Annotated in this window: 15 protein-coding genes; 13 read left to right on the top strand and 2 right to left on the bottom strand. The window is 59.4% G+C overall.

What is annotated here, in order from left to right:
- Window positions 1-317: 317 nt before the first annotated feature.
- From mdh to H5U08_RS00035, 9 genes are all read left to right on the top strand, one after another.
- Window positions 318-1265, top strand: coding sequence for a malate dehydrogenase (gene mdh, locus H5U08_RS00075; protein ID WP_297028913.1), 948 nt, complete (start codon window positions 318-320; stop codon window positions 1263-1265).
- 442 nt (window positions 1266-1707) lie between these two features.
- Complete coding sequence (locus H5U08_RS00070; protein ID WP_297028911.1) at window positions 1708-2430, top strand: alpha/beta hydrolase-fold protein; 723 nt, start codon at window positions 1708-1710, stop codon at window positions 2428-2430.
- 452 nt (window positions 2431-2882) lie between these two features.
- A complete protein-coding gene (locus H5U08_RS00065; RefSeq protein ID WP_297028910.1) occupies window positions 2883-3257 on the top strand; it encodes a hypothetical protein in 375 nt (124 codons plus the stop codon).
- Window positions 3258-3359: 102 nt separating this feature from the next.
- Window positions 3360-3494, top strand: a complete 135-nt coding sequence (locus H5U08_RS00060; RefSeq protein WP_297028909.1) for a hypothetical protein — start codon at window positions 3360-3362, stop codon at window positions 3492-3494.
- 537 nt (window positions 3495-4031) lie between these two features.
- Window positions 4032-6926, top strand: a complete 2895-nt coding sequence (locus tag H5U08_RS00055; RefSeq protein ID WP_297028907.1) for a tetratricopeptide repeat protein — start codon at window positions 4032-4034, stop codon at window positions 6924-6926.
- 218 nt (window positions 6927-7144) lie between these two features.
- Window positions 7145-8968 carry a CRTAC1 family protein gene (locus H5U08_RS00050; protein WP_297028905.1) on the top strand — a complete coding sequence of 608 codons (1824 nt, stop codon included), beginning with the start codon at window positions 7145-7147 and terminating at the stop codon, window positions 8966-8968.
- 281 nt (window positions 8969-9249) lie between these two features.
- On the top strand, window positions 9250-10200 hold the full coding sequence (locus H5U08_RS00045; protein ID WP_297028903.1) for a hypothetical protein: 951 nt from the start codon (window positions 9250-9252) through the stop codon (window positions 10198-10200).
- A 101-nt stretch (window positions 10201-10301) separates the two neighbouring features.
- Window positions 10302-11792 (top strand): IMP dehydrogenase, encoded by a 1491-nt coding sequence (guaB, locus tag H5U08_RS00040; protein WP_297028901.1) that lies wholly within the window; start codon window positions 10302-10304, stop codon window positions 11790-11792.
- A 25-nt stretch (window positions 11793-11817) separates the two neighbouring features.
- Window positions 11818-12972, top strand: a complete 1155-nt coding sequence (locus H5U08_RS00035) for a hypothetical protein (RefSeq protein ID WP_297028898.1) — start codon at window positions 11818-11820, stop codon at window positions 12970-12972.
- A 55-nt stretch (window positions 12973-13027) separates the two neighbouring features.
- Here H5U08_RS00035 and H5U08_RS00030 read toward each other — a convergent pair whose 3' ends face one another.
- Together H5U08_RS00030 and tilS are read right to left on the bottom strand one after the other, a co-directional pair.
- Window positions 13028-13258 (bottom strand): zinc ribbon domain-containing protein, encoded by a 231-nt coding sequence (locus tag H5U08_RS00030; RefSeq protein WP_297028896.1) that lies wholly within the window; start codon window positions 13256-13258, stop codon window positions 13028-13030.
- A 297-nt stretch (window positions 13259-13555) separates the two neighbouring features.
- Window positions 13556-14635: a tRNA lysidine(34) synthetase TilS gene (gene tilS, locus H5U08_RS00025; RefSeq protein ID WP_297028895.1), complete on the bottom strand. Its 1080-nt coding sequence runs from the start codon at window positions 14633-14635 to the stop codon at window positions 13556-13558.
- A gap of 869 nt (window positions 14636-15504) precedes the next feature.
- Here tilS and rny point away from each other — a divergent pair.
- From rny to H5U08_RS00005, 4 genes are all read left to right on the top strand, one after another.
- The gene (gene rny, locus H5U08_RS00020; RefSeq protein WP_297028894.1) at window positions 15505-17067 is read left to right on the top strand and encodes a ribonuclease Y; all 1563 of its coding nucleotides are present in this window, start codon (window positions 15505-15507) and stop codon (window positions 17065-17067) included.
- Window positions 17068-17176: 109 nt separating this feature from the next.
- A complete protein-coding gene (locus H5U08_RS00015) occupies window positions 17177-18019 on the top strand; it encodes a TIGR00282 family metallophosphoesterase (protein WP_366493758.1) in 843 nt (280 codons plus the stop codon).
- The gene (locus H5U08_RS00010) at window positions 18016-18507 is read left to right on the top strand and encodes a DUF2752 domain-containing protein (protein WP_297028890.1); all 492 of its coding nucleotides are present in this window, start codon (window positions 18016-18018) and stop codon (window positions 18505-18507) included. The genes H5U08_RS00015 and H5U08_RS00010 overlap by 4 nt, the downstream gene beginning before the upstream one ends.
- A 69-nt stretch (window positions 18508-18576) precedes the next feature.
- Window positions 18577-19233: a hypothetical protein gene (locus tag H5U08_RS00005; protein WP_297028888.1), complete on the top strand. Its 657-nt coding sequence runs from the start codon at window positions 18577-18579 to the stop codon at window positions 19231-19233.
- The last annotated feature ends 554 nt before the right edge of the window (window positions 19234-19787 follow it).

Raw genomic sequence — 19787 nt, 5'->3', positions numbered from 1 at the left:
GGAGGTCCTTTTGAACCGCATTCCGCTCTCCCACAAGCCCGTGGGGAGGTTCACGTTCCAATTGGCAGAGGAAAACTGGGGCTGTGTGAGGCTTGGCGTTTTGCGGCGGGGGGTTACAATCATGGGGCAACTTTCCAAAGGTACTGAACGGACTGCGGGCGAAAGCTGGAAAAATGGCACGCCCTCGCATGTTGCGAGCTCTTGACGGCTTGCGAACAATTGTGAATTCCTGCGTGCAGAGTCGTGACGCAGAGAGGGTATGGAGTGTTTGTTCACGATCTGGCCTGATCGGCACGAGTAAGTGAGGAGTCAACACAATGCGACGCGCGAAGATCAGCATCATTGGCGCCGGCAATGTGGGAGCCACAACGGCTCATTGGTGCGCGGCGGCTGAGCTGGGGGACATCGTTTTGCTGGATATTCCCGAGGTGGGGGATATGCCCAAGGGCAAGGCCCTGGACCTGATGCAGGCCGGTCCGATTATGGGGTTCGATGCGAAGATCACGGGCACGAGCAACTATTGGGACACGGCGGATAGTGACGTGGTGGTGATAACAGCCGGGATTCCGCGGAAGCCAGGGATGAGCCGGGATGATTTGCTCGCCACCAATGCCAAAATTGTGGGGAGCGTGGCGGAGCAGGTGAAAAAAACAAGCCCAAACGCCATCGTGATTGTGGTCAGTAATCCACTCGACGCGATGGTTCAAAGAACGTGGCAGGTGACCGGGTTTCCGCCGTATCGCGTGATGGGTCAGGCGGGCGTGCTGGACACGGCGCGTTTTCGCACTTTTGTGGCCATGGAATTGGGGGTGAGTGTGGAGGACGTGTCCGCAATGCTCCTCGGCGGGCACGGGGACACGATGGTCCCGCTTGCCAGTTGCAGCTCGGTCAGTGGCATCCCGTTGACCCAGCTTCTTCCCAAGGAAAAGATCGATGCCATTGTGCAGCGGACGCGGGACGGCGGGGCGGAAATCGTGCAGCTTCTTCAGAAAGGGAGTGCGTACTATGCCCCGGCGGCGGCCACCGCACAGATGATCGAGGCGATCATCAAGGATAAGAAGCGGCTTCTGCCCTGTGCGGCGTACTGTGATCAGGAATACGGTGTCGGGGGCTACTACATTGGGGTGCCGGTGATTCTCGGGAAAGATGGGGTGGAGAAAATCATCGAACTGCAGCTCACACCGGAAGAAAAGGCGGCCTTTGAAAAAAGTGTCCAGGCGGTCAAGAATCTGGTGGAAACGATGAACAAGCTCCTGCGGGGTTGATCGCAAGCAGTTGGGATGCCCGCCTGCGGCATTGCCTGGTTGATGCCGGATCACAAGGGAACGGCAATGCCCGTGGCGCTCGAGTTTTGTCCGCTCGTTGCTGACCGATGCCGTGTTGATGTTGTCGATAGCGCTACATTGTCGTCTCGCATGTCGATGTGATGGGAAAGACGCGTTGACAGGGACGCATCGCTGCGGTAAAACCCTTGTTTACTGACCGCGTTTGGGGATGCAGGGTCGAGCGAAAAACCTTTCGGTGCGAGTGACGTTGGGGGAATTGTTGTTTTTCGCCAGACTCGGTGGGTTCGCCATCGCGGGAGCGCTGTCGGCCGGGGAAACCGATGGAGAATCTCTCCTGTAAGGAGACCTTACGGGGTAACGGCTGACAGAGACTCTTTTTGAATGCGAAGCAGCGACTTGTTCAGTCACCGGGAGTCTCGTGATGGAAGATCGCAACTCTTTCGCGGAGGGAATGTTTGCCGAAGGATCAACCCTGGCAGGCAGTGAACGCAAAGAGATCACATGTCGACGTCACAGTTCACCCCGTGCGATTGTTGCGCCTCTTCATTACGAGCCTAACTATGAATATCCTCTTCTCGTGTGGCTTCATGGAACGGCGGGAGATCGAGAGAACGAGCTCCTCCAGGTGATGCCCCAGATTGATTTGCGTAATTACGTGGCTATTGCGCCGCGGGGCGTTGCGATGGGAGCGGACGAGGAGACGTGGGGTTGGCCACAAACGCCTGAGGGCATCAGCGAGGCGGAGTCACGGGTCTTTGAGCTTATCGAGCTGGCGACCAAACGTTTTTGCATTGCCCGCCGCAAGATTTTTCTGGTGGGACACAGCACCGGCGGGACGATGGCGCTGAGGCTCGCATGGCGCTGGCCGGAGATTTTTGCAGGCGTGGTTTCCCTGGGCGGATCTGTACCCTGTGGGGAAAGGCCCCTGGTGCGGTATCGCGAAGCCCGTCGTGTTCCGATCCTCCTGGTTGTGGCGGGAGAAAGTCCGACCTATTCGCCGGCGGCCGCGGCGTGTGATCTGAAGCGGCTCCATATGGCGGGAATGAATGCCGTGCTCCGCCAGTATCCGGGCGCCAACGAACTGAGTCCACTTGTTCTGGCGGATGTGAATCGGTGGCTCATGGAGCTTGTCCTCACTCTGTAGCCTGCGTCTTTCAAGAGGACGACACGCGCGGCGGCCCCTTCGGTCAAGTGAGATGGCTGGGATCCCGGGAGAACTGCCGCTGCCCATCTCGACCCGCGACTGGGCCGATCCATCCCCACTTTTGCAAGAAACAACGACACGCCACAGGCACACGAGGTAGTCGGGGCAATGCATGAATTGCACCTGGAGTCCGCCTTGCGGTGGTCCACTCGTCAACGTTGGATGGTCCGATTCCAATTCATCGGGCATGACAGGCGTGCCCCTTCGAAGCATCTTGCGGAGGACCTTGGTTGTCACGTTCCTTGTGTGACCGGAGAGCTTGTGTGAGTGGGGAGTTGGGGAATTTGCTCTGGACTTACATCGCGATATCTGGTAAAGACTTGTCGCCGCGCAGGTTGACATGGGTCTGTCGGGGAAAACGGGAGGATTGCAATCGCCAACGGAGGGTGATCATGTCTCGAAATGTATGGAAAGCCGCAGTCATCGCTGGATTGATCGCTTGTCTCGTGTCGCTTCCGGCGACGACCTGGGCAGCGAGTTCGGGGCCTTCCGGCCAGTCGACGAGTTCTACTGGGCTGAGCCTCCCCAAGTTGCCCAATCCATTTGCGGTCATTGGCCAGGGATTGAAAAAGATCGGCGATGGCCTGGCGTCCCTCGTTCCGCACAAGTCGTCTCCCCCTGAGCGGTCCCAGTTCTATCCTCCCGGGGCAGTCAAGAAACAGGAAGAGAAAAAGTCCTTTTTCGATCGGCTTTTCAAACCGAAGGAACAGCCAAAGAAGATCGAGTCGGTGTACGATTGGATGGGACAGGAACAGGTCCTGCCGTAGGGGGAATGTTCGGAGGCAAACGGTTGGGGCCAGGAATCGGCCAGGGATGGTGTTTCCAAAACGATGTGGAAAATTATCCTCATATTGCTTGGATGTCTGACGGTGAGTTCGTGGAGCGTCGGTTGTGCGGTGCTGCCGTCCGACGGGAAGGCCTTAACCCGGCAGACCGACGCTCGATTCAAGGAGCGGGTGGCTTCCGATCCTTTTCCCACCGCCCAGCAGGCAGGGGTCCTCTGAGGGATAGCCCGGCGGGCCAGCCATCGGACTTGCCCCACGTTTAACGAATCGCACCCCGGGAGAATTGTTGCGGCGGCCCGGTTTGCCTGGCCCATTTTCTTTCTGTCGCGGGAAAACGATGTGATTCTCGGAAATCCCTCGTGCACCAGTGAGCTTCACCACCGAGGAACCTGCCTCTTAGCCCCGTATTCCGATGTCGGACAGTCCCTTTCACCGGCCGGGCTCCGTCTATTTAGTTCAACAATCCCCGTTCAAGTGTAGGGGCAATTCGTGAATTGCTCCTACAGCTTATTGCACCTGGGCTTGTTACGGATGCTGAGAAAAAGCGGGCATTGGTGAGGTGACGGCGCTCGGGGGAGTCTTTTCTGTTTGTGCCCCCGGAACAGGGAGGCTTTAGACCATAATTATTGGGGGCATCTTGTGTCAACAAACAGGCTGACAAATTTGTTGCTCTTTTCTGGCAGTGCGGACAATAATAGAGGACAGAATTGTCATAAAGTGCGCCATGGGGTTTGCCATCCCGGTTTTTGATGAGCGATGGGCCGACCAGCTCGAAGATTCGCAGGGTTCTTCATCCCGTTTGGGGTCTTGTTTCTGCTGCTCTGTGGGAATGCCCTGTATTTAGCGGGGATCTCCTGGACGGAGTACGCCACAGGCTGGAGCCTTCAAAACTATTCTTATCAGTATTCTTTCCTATTTCATCTTCTGGGCGGATTTTTATTTGTCGGGCTGTTTGTCATCTTCGCTGTCACCCATGTGGTCCCCCGGTGGCGGTGGCGTGGAAAGCAGGTGGGCCTCTGGGGTTTGGCGCTGCTGGGGGTGCTGACCGTCCTGTGTTTGACCGGCGTTCTCCTCAGCCGAATAGGGCCGGTTGTGGTGAAAGCACCGCTCCTGCGGAGTGTCCTTTACTGGGCACATCTCGTCACACCGCTGCTGGCTGTGGGGATTTATGTCGGGCACCGATGGGCGGGTGGCGATTTTTCCTGGGGGAAGCTCCTTCGCGGTGGGCTTGTCGCCTTCGCGATAGGGGGGATGTTCTTCGGGTTTCACTGGTTCGATCCCCGCTTCTTAAGGACGAGGCGTCCTCAGGAGGGGACCCGGTATTTCGAGCCGTCATTAGCCCGGACGGCATCTGGGGGGTTCATCCCCGCCGGGGTTCTGATGGACGATCACTACTGTAAGGATTGTCATCCAGATGTCCACAAGCAGTGGGCGGAGAGTGCGCACCGCTTCAGTTCCTTCAACAACCCCGTCTATCTGGCGTCCGTTCGGGAAACTCGGCAGTTTTCGTTGTCGCGGGAAGGAACGGTGCGGCGTGCCCGGTGGTGTGCCGGTTGTCACGATCCCGTTCCGTTTTTCTCAGGGGCGTTTGATGATCCGAATTTCGACGACGTACACGATCCGCTGGGGCAGGCCGGTCTGACCTGCACGAGTTGCCACGGCATCGTGGAGATCAACTCGGTGCGGGGGAATGCGGACTACGTGATTGAAGAGCCTCTCCATTATCCGTTCGCGTTCAGCACCAATCCTGTGCTTCGCTGGATCAATCACCAGCTCATCCTGGCCAAGCCCGAGTTCCACAAGCGGACGTTCCTCAAGCCCTTCCATCGGACAGCCGAGTTCTGCTCCGTCTGCCACAAGGTTCACATTCCGGAGGCTTTGAACGACTACAAATTCTTGCGGGGTCAGAATCACTACGACTCGTTTTTGCTCAGCGGCGTCTCGGGGCACAGTCTGAGGAGTTTCTACTATCCGCCGGTGGCCAAGGAAAACTGCGCGGAATGTCATATGCCGCCGGTGGCATCGCAGGATTTTGGAGCGAAGGCGTACGCAGGGCTACCCGGGTTGGCCGTCAAAAGCCATCTCTTTCCGGCAGCCAACACGGCGCTTCCCTATTTGCGGGGACGGGACGATGTGGTGGCGGAACACCAGGCTTTCTTGAAAGACGTCCTGCGCATTGATTTGTTTGGCCTGCGCTGGGGGACCACAGTGGACGGGCCTCTGGCGGCGCCCTTGCGACCCCGCGTGCCGGTCCTTGCGCCGGGGCAACCGTACGTGTTGGAGGTTGTCGTGCGGAATCTGAAGACCGGCCACGCCTTCACCCAGGGGACAACGGATTCCAATGAGGTCTGGATCAACCTGCGGGTGGAGGTGGATGGCAAGCTGGTGGCGGAAAGCGGTTCCCTGGACGCCAAAGGAGAGGTTGATCGGGACAGCTATTTCCTCAATGTGTTCATGCTCGACAGGAACGGAAATCGGATCGCGCGGCGAAATCCGCAGGATATTTTCGTCCCGTTGTACGACCATCAAATTCCCCCCGGCGCTGCGGCCGTGGTGCACTATTTGGTGGATGTTCCTCGTGAATGGGCGGGCAAAGAAATCCGCCTGGAGGCCAGGGTCCTCTATCGAAAATTCGACTGGGAATTGATGCATTTCGTGGTGAGCCAGAGAAAACCGGATGAACCTCCCATCCGGGGCGAGACACCGCAGGGGTACATCAATACCTTGCCGATCACAGAGATTTGCCGTGACGCGGTGACGCTGCCCGTCGCGGAGCAAGTCCCTGCGGCACAAGATGCCAAAAACAGCGTCGCATGGCGGGATTCCCGGGAACCGGCTCCGGCGGTGGCGACCTGGGAACGATGGAACGATTACGGGATCGGCCTGCTGTTGAAAGGCAAGTCTCAATTGCGGCAGGCCAGGGAAGCCTTTGAAGAGGTGGAAAAGTTGGGAGTGGTCCACGGGCCGATCAACCTGGCCCGGGCCTATCAGGTGGAAGGCGAACTGGATGCGGCCACGGCGGCTTTACAACGGACGGCGCGCTGGCCTGCGGATGAAGTGCCCTGGTGGACCGTGAATTGGTTGAGCGCGGTCATCAACCGTCAGCAGGGCCACATCAAGGAGGCGGCAGACACGTTGCGGCAGCTCCTCCAGCAGGAACCCCAGGGAGAACTCGTTCGTCGCCGATTCGATTTTCGCTTCGATTACGAGGTGAATAACTTGTTCGGGGAAACTCTGTTCGATCTGGCGCGGCGCTATCGAAGCCCGGCGCAGCGTCCGCAGAGGGACGAGTTGCTGCGGGAGGCTGTCAACGTGTTTGAGAGGACCCTGACGTTGGATCCTGAGAATGTCACCGCACATTACAATCTCGCGCTTTTGTACCAGATGTTGGGCGAGAACGAGCTGGCGAAGGCGCATCGGGAGGCCCATCGGCGGTACAAACCCGACGACAACGCCCGCGATTACGCGGTGGCTGCCGCCCGGGCCAGGTATCCCTGGGCAGATCGGGCGGCGGAGGCCGTGGCGGTCTATCGACTGAAGCCAGCGCTGGAACGAAAAACCAGCACCGCCGTAGCAGCCGCGAGGAATGATTCTTCCCGCATGGAACACGCCGGCGAAAAACAATCGGTTGCGGGAGGGAATCTACCGTGAAGGTAGCTTTATCGGCCGACCGAAGGCGGGAGGAGGATCGCGCTGATCCGGCCCCGACTTTTGCAAGGATCGCCTTGAGATGGCATGGGTGCAATTTGTTGTGGGGCAATTCGTGAACTGTCCCGACCGTCAGGTGCCGCCGGGTTGAATCCCACTCCCGCGCGAGCCCGTGCAAACGTCCTCTGACTCGCTAAATGTTTGTGAAGTGTCTGCGGCTTATGGTCAATGAGCAAGTCAATCGAAAACCGTGGCGAGGCTTCTCCTGGGTGGGCGGGGCGATCGCGGCCGCTGGCCTGGTGCTGGCCGTGGTGCTATCGCTCTGGAATCCCTTCAGCAGACCACCGGAAACGAAACCGCTGATGAACGTCCCTCAATTTCGTCCAGCGCCACCTCGCGAGCCGCCGGTCGTTATCTTCCACGACGTCACCGAAAAGACGGGCGTGGATTACATCCACGTCAGCGGGGCCTACGGGGAAAAACTCCTGCCGGAGACGATGGGGGGCGGATGCGCAGCCTTTGATTACGACAACGATGGGCTGTGCGACATTTTGTTCGTCAGTGGGATGCCCTGGCCCTGGAAACCGGTGCCCGCGCCCTATCGCGGCAGCCTTCGGCTGTACAAGAATCTTGGGAACTGGCGTTTTCGCGAGGTGACCGAGGAAGCTGGATTGGGAGGTGTGCACATTTACGGGATGGGGGTGGCGGTTGGTGACGTGGACAACGACGGTTGGCCTGACCTCTTCATCACCGCGGTGGGGCCCAACAGGTTTTACCGGAACAAACAGGGACACTTCGTGGACGCGACCGAAGAAGCCGGTCTGGCGGGCGCCGAGGATGCCTGGAGCACAGCCGCCACGTTTTTCGACTACGATCGGGACGGTTATCTGGACCTGTTTGTGGGAAACTACGTCAAGTGGTCGCGGGAACTGGATCTCCAGCAGGGATTCCAACTGGTAGGATTGGGGAGGGCTTACGGGCCGCCTCTCTCTTTCGGCGCGACTTTTCCCTGCCTCTACCATAACCGGGGAGATGGAACGTTCGAGGACGTCTCCGAGAAGGCCGGCATGCACGTCCGGAATCCCGCCACGGGCGCTCCTCTGGCGAAGACGCTCGGAGTTCGGGTGGTGGACGTCAATCAGGACGGCTATCCTGACCTCGTGGTGGCTAATGATACGGTGCAAAACCTCCTTTTTCTGAATCAAGGGGACGGGACGTTCACCGAGATTGGACTGGAAAAAGGGATCGCCTTCGATAGCGACGGTCATGCCAGGGGCGCCATGGGGATTGACGCTGCCTTTTACCGCAATGACCCCTGCCTCGGGGTGGTGATTGGCAATTTTGCCAATGAGATGTCGGCCCTTTATGTGCTTGATCCTCAAGTCAAACTCTTCACCGATGAGGCGGTTTCGAGTGGAATCGGGCCGTTGACTCGCCCGGACTTGACATTCGCCACCTTCTTCTGGGACTATGACCTGGATGGACGCCTCGACATCCTTTCGGTAAATGGCCACGTCGAGCCTGAAATTGCCCGCGTGCAAAGCACCCAGCATTTCGCCCAGCCGATGCGGCTCTTCTGGAATGCGGGACCGGAGGCGGTGGAAGAGTTCATTCCGGTCACGGCCAGCCAGGTGGGCAAAGAATTTTTGGAACCCCTGGTAGGACGCGGGGCGGCGTATGCCGACTTCGATAATGATGGAGATCTCGATCTGGTCGTCACCCAGATTGATCGTCCGGCCAGGATCTTCGAAAATTCCCTGGCTGCAAAACGTTTTTTGCGACTTCAGCTTGTTGGCACAAAGAGCAATCGGGAGGGTATCGGGGCGTGGGTCGAGGTGGAGACGGAGAAAGCGGTCCTCCGCCGGGATGTCACTCGGACGCGGGGTTATCTCTCCCAGGTGGAGCCGATTGTCACGGTCGGCTTGAACGGGTTGGGGGCGGTGAGAAAGATTTCGATCTTTTGGCCCAGCGGCAGCGTACAAACTCTGTCCCACTGGCGTGAAAATGAACTTTTGACCGTGGAGGAGCCATCACCTTCCCAGTGAACCGGATCTCACGTGGTGGTGAGGCCGGTCCCCCCAAAGGGCTTGTTCGCCGGCTTCTGAAGCCGTATAAATGACAGGTGGGGCAGCTTGGAATTCCGGCACGGACGAGAAGAAGGGTGGGCCAGTGTACCCTTGGCCCTGTCCTGTTCTGAATAACGTTTTTCCCGCCTTCCACTTCCATGTCTTGCCATTTTCCCGCCTTGATGGCCGATCGATATGACGTTTCAGTTCGTGGCCTGCGCCGCTTTGCTTTCGGCCTCCATTTTCGCGCGTTGTTTGGTGTGAAACACTTTTTGCGGATGGGGAGCGAGTGGCTGTGGCTGGCGCTGGTACCGGCCCTCATGTGCGGACTGACAGCGGTGGCCGGGGCGGAGCAGCCATCGGCCGCTCCACCTCCGCCGAATGTGCCCAGGCAAATTCATCCCTGGGGTAAATTCGAGGTGGGGGCATGGAAGGTGCTCCGCGCCACCACGGAGAGCATGGAGGACGGGCGGCAGATGGTGAGCGTCACGGAAACCCGCTTCACGCTGGAAGAAGTGACGGACACGTCCCTGGCCATTCGGGTGGAAGTCCTGGTGGAGATGGCGGGGAAACGTTTTCGGACTGAACCCCACGTCGTGCGTCAGGGGTTTCATGGCGAGCCCCTTGGTGGGACGTTGCAGATCAGAGATCTCGGAGGCGCGGCACTCTCCATCGAGGGACGCACCATTGATTGTCGGGTTATGGAGGTCAACAACCTCCTCTCAACGGTGCGGACGGTGAGCAAAATCTGGTACTCCACGGTTGTGCCGCCGTATGTCCTGAAGAAGGAAGCCACGGTCACGGATACCGCTACGGGGAGAGTTCTCGAACAATCGACCACCGAGATCACAGTGCTGGATGTTCCGTGTCGGGTGGGACGTCAACTGCTGAGCGCTTCTCAGGTGAAGACCGTGCAACAGTATGACCGGGGAACGGTCACGACACTCTCGCTGCTGTCTCCCGAAGTGCCGGGGGCGATCGTGTGTCAAACTTCGCGGGAGGTGGATCGAGAAGGCCGCCTGGTGCGCCGCACGACCGTAGAACTTATCGACTACGGCTTGCAGCCGACCCTGCGACATCCCGGCGGTTTGCGATGGCATTTCCTTCCCCGACGAGTCTCTGAACTCCCTCCCGAGTGGATCAGGCCGGGCCTTCTCCCCGAACTTCAAGGACTCCAGTGGTCCACCACGGAAGACGGCTCCGGACACTGAATCGACGCCCGGCTCATCCTTGCCATTCCGGGGCTCATCTCGGATACTAATACAATTCCTCACCCTGAATGTCCTTTTGTGCTTTTCCGGGGAGCCTCGCGATGCAGAACCATCCCAAGATAATCGGTCACGCCATCACCTTTGACGACGTCCTGTTGTTGCCGGCGTACAGTGACGTTGTGCCTGCGGAAGTCGATGTGAGCACACGCCTGACGCCCCGCATCCGGCTGAGAATTCCGATTCTCAGCTCGCCGATGGACACTGTAACGGAAAGCGCGATGGCGATCGCCCTGGCCCAGGAAGGGGGACTGGGCGTCATTCACAAGAATATGTCCATCGCCCGGCAAATGGCGGAAGTTGAAAAAGTCAAGCGGACAGCCAACGGGATCATCGATAATCCCGCCACGCTTCCCCCGACGGCTTCCGCCCGGCAAGCCCGGGAACTGATGGACCAGCTCAATGTTTCGGGAATCCCCATCGTTTTGCCCGATCGGAAACTCGTGGGCATCGTCACCCGACGCGACTTGCGTTTCCTGGGGAATCTCGATGTCTCTGTGGCTGAAGTGATGACAAAAGAGAACCTTGTAACGGCCACGGGGACTATAACGCTCAGCGAGGCTGAGAAGATTCTCATGGAAAAAAAGGTCGAGAAACTTTTGCTGGTTGACGAAGAATTTAGACTGACGGGGCTTATAACGATCAAGGATATCGATAACCAGCGGCGGTTTCCCAACGCCTGCAAAGACGAGTTGGGACGGCTTCGGGTGGGGGCAGCGATTGGCGTTCACGATTATGAACGGGCGGAAAAATTGATCGAAAAAGGGGTGGATGTCATTTGCGTGGACAGCGCGCATGGACATTCCGCCAACGTCATCGAAACTGTGCGGGAATTGAAACGCCAGTGGAAGAACCGCGACGTGGATATCATCGCGGGAAACGTGGCCACTTACGAGGGGGCGAAGGCACTGATTGAGGCGGGCGCCGATGCCGTCAAGGTGGGGATCGGACCAGGATCCATTTGCACCACCCGCGTGGTCACGGGGGTGGGGGTGCCTCAGATTTCGGCGATCATGGCAGCCGTGGAAGCGGCAAAAGGAACCGATACCCCAGTCATTGCCGACGGAGGGATTAGATACTCGGGCGACATAACGAAGGCCATTGCGGCCGGTGCCCATGCAGTGATGCTCGGTGGTTTACTGGCCGGACTGGACGAGAGCCCCGGGCAACGCATCCTGTACCGCGGGCGAGTGTACAAAGCGTATCGTGGGATGGGGTCCCTCGGCGCGATGATTCAAGGTTCCAGCGAGCGCTATCGTCAGGGAGAACAACACCAACCGGAAAAGCTGGTGCCAGAAGGGGTGGAGGGAAGGGTTCCCTATCGCGGGCCATTGGGTCCTTTTGTCTATCAGCTTGTGGGAGGACTGAAGGCCGGGATGGGGTACTGCGGGGCCCGAAACATCGAGGAGCTGCGGGAGAAAGCCCGCTTCATCCAGGTGACGGTGGCAGGGGTGAGGGAAAGCCATCCTCATGACATCACCATCACGCAGGAGTCGCCCAATTACTCCGTGGATTACGAGAGCGAAGAGTCCTGAGGTTTGCCGGGCATGGAGGCCCCCGATGACTACCAGTCATCCGTTACGTGCTTTGCTTGTCGTGCCTGCATTTTTAGGATTGACCGCTGCGGCGGTTGCGCCAGCTCATTGTTTCTCGGGCGAATGGCGGAACGTCCGCTCGGTTTCTGTGAGCAGCGCTCCCCGGAGCGAGCAGGAAGTCTCGCGCGGTGCCTTGCCGGCACCAGCGTCGAAAGGTGTGGAGTTGCGTTGGCTTCCACCGGACCGAGTCATGCCTTCTGGCGTCACATCCGACGGAGCCGAGAGAGTCTCGGCCTTGGCTGTGGACCCGGGGGAAGGGCGGCACGCGAATCCCACAGCAGATGAGGCCCCAGAGGCCGACCGGACTGTGGCGGTTGTTCTGGAAGTTCCGGTGCTCGGGAATGCGGAACCGGTGGATGATCCGCTGGCAGACCCGTTTGGTGATCGGCAAAGCTCTCAACCGGCCAAAACGCCAGCCAATGTCGCCGGGCAGGTCGCTCAGATTCCAACACCGCGACCGCTGCAAACTCCGGCCGAATTGATTCCCCCACCTTTACCGGAAGGGACTCATATGGCGGGATCGTCCGCCCAGAAGTTTCAGGAAACAGCGCCGCCGTCGGGGCAACCACCTGCTCCGCCTGCTCCCCCGGGGCAGCTTTTGGAGACCCTACCGCAGGGGCCGATCGATCAGCGTCCCATGGAGGAACAGCTTGCGCAGGTGCCGGGCGTCGGTAAAGACGAGTGTCCACCGCCGGACCGGCTGCGAAAAATCACGGAAATCACCAACAATATCGCCCCGCAGCCCGGGAAGTTCCCCGTCGAGTGTCCGCTCCAGGGCGGTGAGTTCGTGGAGAGAAACTGGAAGCCGATCGTTTTCACCTGGACGGCCTCCGCCCTGTGCCACAAACCCCTGTACTTTGAGCAGGTGGCCGTGGAACGTTATGGCCATAACCTGGGACCGATCGTCCAGCCCTTCGCCTCAGCGGCGCACTTCTTCCTGACGGTTCCCATACTGCCCTACAAGATGGGACTGAACCCGCCGAATGAATGCGTCTATGCCCTCGGCTATTACCGGCCGGGCAGTTGTGCACCGTGGATTCTCGATCCCTTCCCGCTCAGCGTCAGGGCGGCGCTCGCCGAAGGTGGTTACTGGACGGCGCTCGCCTTCGCGATTCCGTAACAGCGGGCGTTGGGCGGAGATCGGGAGCGATTTCGTGGAAGCGGGTTGGTTGTGACTAATTCTGGTCAAAGAGATTGCAATTTCCGCCGCAGCAGCCGGGCGGGGCACCGCAGGGCGGAACATCGGCGGTGGATGAGCTGCCCGCACTGATTGAGACCGCAGGCTTACTCAATTGCTTCGCCACGTCGGTCGTCCCGCACTGGGGGCACCGCGGCTCTTCGTTGTTGCGGATGAGAAGTTCGAACTGAGCGCCGCATTTCTCGCAGGTGTACTCGTAAATAGGCATCGTGTGTTAACCCTCCCAATGATGCCAGAATGACGCAGAATCCGACCCGAGCTGGATCGCTGTCCTTTGGACACTCGCGGACAGCGAGGACACTACACGTCTCGAAGACTTTGTGATTGCCATTATAACGGCCGATGGCCGACCTCGGGGGATCGCAATTCTGTAAAGGTATTCCGTAAAATTTGTAAAAGATGTCCCCTTTACGAACCCGGTGGGAGAGACGGCGGGCACAGCCCTTTTGCCCACGCACCGATCATTATTTTGATGCGCGGTCGGAAAGGAAGGTAACACACACAATCACGTATCGATTCCGAGATCGGCTCCTCCAAATTCCTCATCGTCGCGCGGGTCGGATGGGATCGGTGGCGACTGACGCTCGGCAGGGCGGGTCAAAATAACGTGCTTTTCCGAAAAGCGGATTTCCACTGCCCCGGGGAAATGCCGGCAAGGGGGTGGGCTGGCCCCACGCATGAACTCCGTCAGTTGGAGGAGGTGCGCACGGGTCAGTTTGCGGAGCGGCCATTGTTGCCGGCGCCAGAGTTCAAGAACCATCTGCTGCACCACAAACGGATGTCGGCCCGCGACAGCGTCCCGGCGGATGACCACTTCCGTGGGGGATTGTGATACCAGCGAGTCGGTGATCGCCTCGTTGACGACGCACTCCAGAAACGCCCAGGCGTCCTGAGCGTTCAGCCCCACGCGGAGCACGCCTTCCACGGCAGCGGGGTGGACACCGCGAACGGCTTCGGGAAAGATCACGTGGCGAATGCAGTTACGGGCGAAGTCAGTGGATTCGTTCGTCCTGTCGCAACGGTAGCCCCAGTTGTGGTCGTGCAGGTAATGAAGTAACTCTTCGCGAAAGATTCCGAGAAGAGGTCGAAAGAGGGCCCCAGGACCGAAAGGGCGGGACCGCGGAATCCCGCACAGACCCCGCAATCCGGTACCGCGAAAGACGCGGTAGAGGATCGTCTCGGCCTGGTCGTTGGCGGTGTGGCCGGTGAGAACATACCGGGCCCCGGCGTCTTCTGCCGCTTCGCGGAGGGCCTGATAGCGCAGGCGGCGGGCAGCCGCTTCAATCCCCAAACCGGGGGTATTTTCTTCTCGGACGGGGCGAACGAAAAGGCGAAAAGCGACGCCGGCCTGTCGCGCGAGTTGCGCGCAAAATCGGGCATCTTCCTCCGATTCGTCATCACGCAACTGATGATTCACGTGAACGACCACCAGGGGGCCAGCGTTGGTCGGGTGCGTTCGGCGAACAAGATGGAACAGGGCGACGCTATCCGGACCGCCGGAAAGTGCGATGACGATAGGCCAGCTTCCGCGACGTTCAGCAGAAAAAACTTCCAGGAATTTTTTTTCTAGAGGATGCAGAGACATTGGCAGCTCGACCGTAGTCAATGGGCCGTTTACGGAAAATTCACATTCGGTTGGAACTGGAGTTGCGGGGCCACCGAACCTCGTATATGATAACAATGAGTCAAAAGAGCGGTCACGGCCCGGAACAGGCGTCCGTGAAACGCTCCAGTAGAGTTTGGTGAAAAGCAGATCGTCATAACTAGACGGGATGCGAAGGCCTTCGATTTCCTGAGGGTGAGCAAAGGCCGAGAAGACGCTAACCTCCGGAACTTCCCGGAGGAATCAGTTCAGTAACCTCTGATCGGAGTTCCGGTCGCACGGCGATCGGAACCTTTTGACGCACAGGTTATGGTCGGTATTCTCCTGCTGGTAGTCGTCGTCATTGCTTGGATCGCCTGGGAAGTCCAGGTGGGCGGCGCGGGAGCTTGGCCTGGTACACAGGCAGCGCAAATCGGCGCGGGCCCCACTCGGATTGTATCACCCGGCGAAGTGAGCAGGTTGCTTGCCGGGAAGGAACCACAATCCGTGTCGGATTCGCGGCGCCAAGCGCAATCTGCTTCCAGTGCCACCGAACAGGCTGTACTGCGAACGTGCGTGGTTGGTGACGAACGCGAATGGAATCACAGGTGGGCTGTCTCTCTTGCGGGGGCAGTCGGGAGCAGGGTGACTCGTTTGCGCACTCTGGCAGGACCGGCCGGGCCGTCTTCTCGCCTTTTCTCTGTGTGGTCCCTTCGGTGCAGGAAAGATGGAGCCGGCTGGGTGCCGACAACAGGACGGGGGAAGATCCCCCCAAATCTCTCTGTTCCTGCCCTGAATTGAGGTTCCGCCAGCTTGCTCTGAATCTCAGGTGATCAAGGCCCTCGCCCCGAAAGAAAGTGAGGGCGTTGGCCGTGTTCGAACCCAATCAGCTTATCTTTCTGGCAGTTGTTTGCGTCCTTGTTGCGGGATTGACGTTCACCGTCACCAAGTTGATCGATTACCTGCGGCGCAAAGACGCCGAGTCCGAGGCAAAACGGATTGTCGAGCAGGCCCAGCGGGAGGCGGAGGACCTCAAGCGGCGAACCGAGCTGGAACTCAAGGAGCGGGATCTCCAGGAGCGGGCAGCCCGCGAGGCGGAATTTCAGAAAATCCGCGAGGAACTCCATCAACGGGAGAGGGCCCTGGAAAAGCGGGAAGATGCCATCGAGGAGCAGGCGGCCCAGCTCCGTCGTCAGGAACAGATCGTGGAGACCACGCAGCGCCGCCTCAGCGAGCGGTTGGAGGAGGTCAACCGGCGCAAAGAGGAACTCCAGAAACTGCTCGATATGCAACGGCAGGTGCTCCATGAGGTGAGCGGCCTGAGTCGGGAAGAGGCCACCAAGCGGCTGCTTGAACTTCTCGAATCGCAGCTTCAGCAAGAGGTCGGCTCGCTCGTCCTCAAATACGAGCAAAAGCTGCAGGAGATGTGTCAACAGAAAAGCCGGGATATTCTTCTGACGGCCATCCAGCGCTATGCGGCGGCCCACACAGCGGAGACGACGACCAGTACGGTCGATATCCCCAACGACGAGATGAAGGGGCGGATTATCGGTCGCGAGGGCCGGAACATCCGCACGTTCGAAAAGGTCACCGGCGTGGATGTCATCATCGACGACACACCCGGCGTGGTGATTGTCAGCGCATTCGACGCTGTTCGGCGGGAAATTGCACGGATTGCTCTCAATAAACTGATCGCCGATGGGCGGATTCATCCCTCGCGGATTGAGGAAGTTGTGGCCGAAACCCAGCAGGAGATGGACGAGTTCATTCGCCAGATGGGGCAGGCGGCCTGTCAGGAAGTGGATGTGCGGGGGCTCCACGAGCGTCTGGTGTACATGTTAGGCCGACTTCACTTCCGCACCAGTTACAGCCAGAATGTGCTTCGTCACTCCATCGAGGTTGCTTTCCTCGCCGGGATGATCGCGGACGAACTCGGTCTCGACGGAGCCCTGGCCCGGCGGTGCGGTTTGCTGCACGACATCGGGAAAGCCGCCGACCATGAGGCGGAAGGCGGACATCCCAAAATCGGCGCGGATCTGCTCCGCCGCTACGGTGAACCGCCGGAAGTCATCCATGCTGCCGCGGCACACCACGAGGACTTGCGGGTGGAGAATCCTTACACCGTCATTGTGGCGGCGGCGGATGCCTGCAGTGCATCCCGACCCGGAGCCCGCCGCGAAACGCTGGAACGCTACATCAAGCGCATGGAAGAGCTGGAAAGCATCGCCTGCAGTTTTCCGGGCGTGGAGCAGGCCTACGCCATTCAGGCCGGGCGAGAGCTTCGCGTGATGGTCAACGCAAAAGAAACGACGGACGAGATCGCTGCGAAAATCTGCCGGGACATTGCCCGGGCCTTCGAAGAAAGGCTCAATTACCCCGGTGAGATCAAAGTGACGGTGCTCCGGGAGACGCGGTGTACGGAGATCGCGCGCTGAAAACAGCCCGGCGAAAGGTCGCCAATTTGTGGGTCCGATGTGACGTACGGAACGAGGAACGGCAAGAGCCTCATGATCGTCTGCAACGAAAGGCGCTTCTGTGCGATTGATGCTGATCGGTGACGTGGTGGGGAAACCGGGACGGCGAATCACATGCCGTGCCCTCCCGTTTCTGCTGCGGATTTTCCGGCTCGATTTCATCGTCGTCAACGCCGAAAACGCCGCCGGGGGCTCTGGCTTGACCCCCGAGCTTTTTTACGAACTGGTGGAAGCGGGGGCCCATTGCATCACAATGGGGGACCATATTTACGCCCGTCGGCAGTTGGAACCTGTTCTGCGGTCGGATTCCCGGATCGTCCGTCCTGCGAATTATCCCGCAGAAGCACCCGGCCGGGAGTACACTATTCTTTCGGCAGTTAACGGGGAGCCTGTGGCGGTCATCAGTCTTCTGGGGCGGGTATTCATGCGCCCGGTGGACTGTTACCTGGCGGCTGCCGACCGGGTCCTCAGTCGCCTGTCCCGATCGGTCAAGGTGATTCTGGTGGATTTTCACGCGGAGGCCACCAGTGACAAGCAGACGCTCGCCCGGTATCTGGACGGGCGGGTCTCCGCCGTGCTGGGAACGCACACGCATGTGCCCACGGCCGATGAACAGATTCTTCCCGGTGGGACGGCGTTTCAGTGCGATGTGGGCATGACGGGACCTCACGAAAGTATCATCGGGCGGCGGATTGACAGGGTCCTCCACACCACCCGAACATTTGAGCCGACGCCATTCGACGTGGCCACGGATGATGTCCGCCTCAATGGCACTATCGTGGAAGTGGACCCGAGCACGGGCAAGGCTCAGGGAATCTGGCGGATTTGTTTGCGCGAGGAAGATCTGAAGGAAGCGACCTTGTGTCAAATCGCTGCTCGCGTTATGCTTCGCCCCAGCCAACAGTTGTCATGACCGAGTCGCTGAAAGCCGATGACGGGCGCGATCCGTCCTCGGTGAAGTCCCGAAGAGGCCGTGGCACCGGACGGCTGAGCCCCCTGGCGCGAGCAGCTCGGCTGGTGTTCGGCCTTGTGGTCCTGGGACTTTTGGGTGTGGCCTGGCAGTTACAGCCTTCCCCCAGCGGTTTCGGAACACATGAGCAACTGGGCTTGCCCCCGTGCGCGATGGTGCGGTGGTTCGGATTGCGGTGTCCGACCTGCGGGATGACCACGGCGTGGTCGCACTGGGTGCGGGGTCAGTGGCGAGCGGCGCTCCAGGCGAGTGTCAGCGGCACGATCCTGGCGATGGCGGCGGCCGTCGTGGGGCTGGCCGCTGTGATCTCCGGCTTGACCGGGATTGGCGGACCGAAATTCTCCATGGCGGCTTTCAATCAGACCCTCATCATTTTCCTGGGGGTTATTGTGACGGAATGGTTGGTCCGTCTGATCTTTCGCCTGTGGTAAGGTGGTGAGGGTGCAACTCACAACCGCCGGCAATGGTTTGGATCTTTCCTCATTGTGCAAAGGATGGCCATGAACGGGTTGGGTTGGACTGGTAATCGGCAAGCCGCATGGATGACGGTTTGTCTTGTGGTGATGCTGGCGAGCAGTGGTTGCAGTGCCCTGGCGACAGCGCTCTGGGTCACAGGTCAATCCGATGTCAAGCCCGAGTTCGCAGGCCTCAAAGACAAAAAAGTGGCTATTGTGGCGCGACCTGTGATCAGCCTCAGTTACCGAGATGCCCACGTGGACAAGGCGCTGGCTCGGCGGATCCACGCCATTCTGGTGCAGCGAGTGCCGAAGACCCAATGGATCGATCCGCAGAAGGTCGAGCAGTGGATGGACGAACACGATTGGGATAGCTATGTCGAGGTGGGACGCGGTGTCGGTGCGGATATGGTGATCGGGGTCGATATTGAGGCGTTCAGCCTGTACAAAGGGCAGACGGTGTACCAGGGGACGGCCACCCTGCACGTAACCGTCCACGATTGTGCCACCAATCAGCAGGTCTTTGAGAAGACACTCGACCAGATCAATTATCCTCCCAACAGCGTCATACCCACCTCCGAGCTGCCGGAATCGGACTTTCGTAAAGAGTACGTCTCGGTGCTGGCCACGGCTGTTGCGCGGCTATTCCACTCTTACGATCCCCGCGAGTTCTGGGCGCTGGACGCCAAGGCAATCCATTAGCTTCCCGTTGTGCGTGGCCCCGGGGGCAGCTCTGAGTCATCCCGACTTTTCGGCCGCCGGAAAGCGGCACGGACCCGGACAACGCCCTGGGCACAAGCACGCTTCAGCCCGGACCCCGGAGGGACCTGCTTGTCAGGTCCGTCGCTTAATGTCGGATACTCCGTTTTGCATGACCGGGCACGACAAGCGTGCCCCTCCGATCCGGAGGTAGGGGCAATCTAAGAATTGCCCTTACGAGACGCGGTGTCCGTTTGATCTCATGGATTCTTGCGAAATGGGCGAGGCTTGAAACCGTCGGCGCATTGACGGTATCCCCTCATACTGGGTACCATTGGGGAAAGATCAGGGGGTTTTGGAACGAGGGGAACGCACAGTTCGTCCAAGAAAAGGGCAGTGTGGGTCGATGAGTCCGGCGGAAAGGCTGGGCTGCCAGCACGGGGAGAGAATCTGATGCGCCAGAGAAGATTCGCTGCTGCGGTGGGTTGGGCTTCGCTGTTGCTTTGGGGAGTCGTCACGTGCGGACTGAACACGTGCGCAACCGCGCAGATTCGGCC

This window comes from Thermogutta sp., assembly GCF_014359955.1.
GTDB lineage: Bacteria > Planctomycetota > Planctomycetia > Pirellulales > Thermoguttaceae > Thermogutta.
The sequence above is the reverse complement of the archived record's forward strand: the minus strand, read 5'-3'. Positions and strand labels throughout refer to the sequence as shown.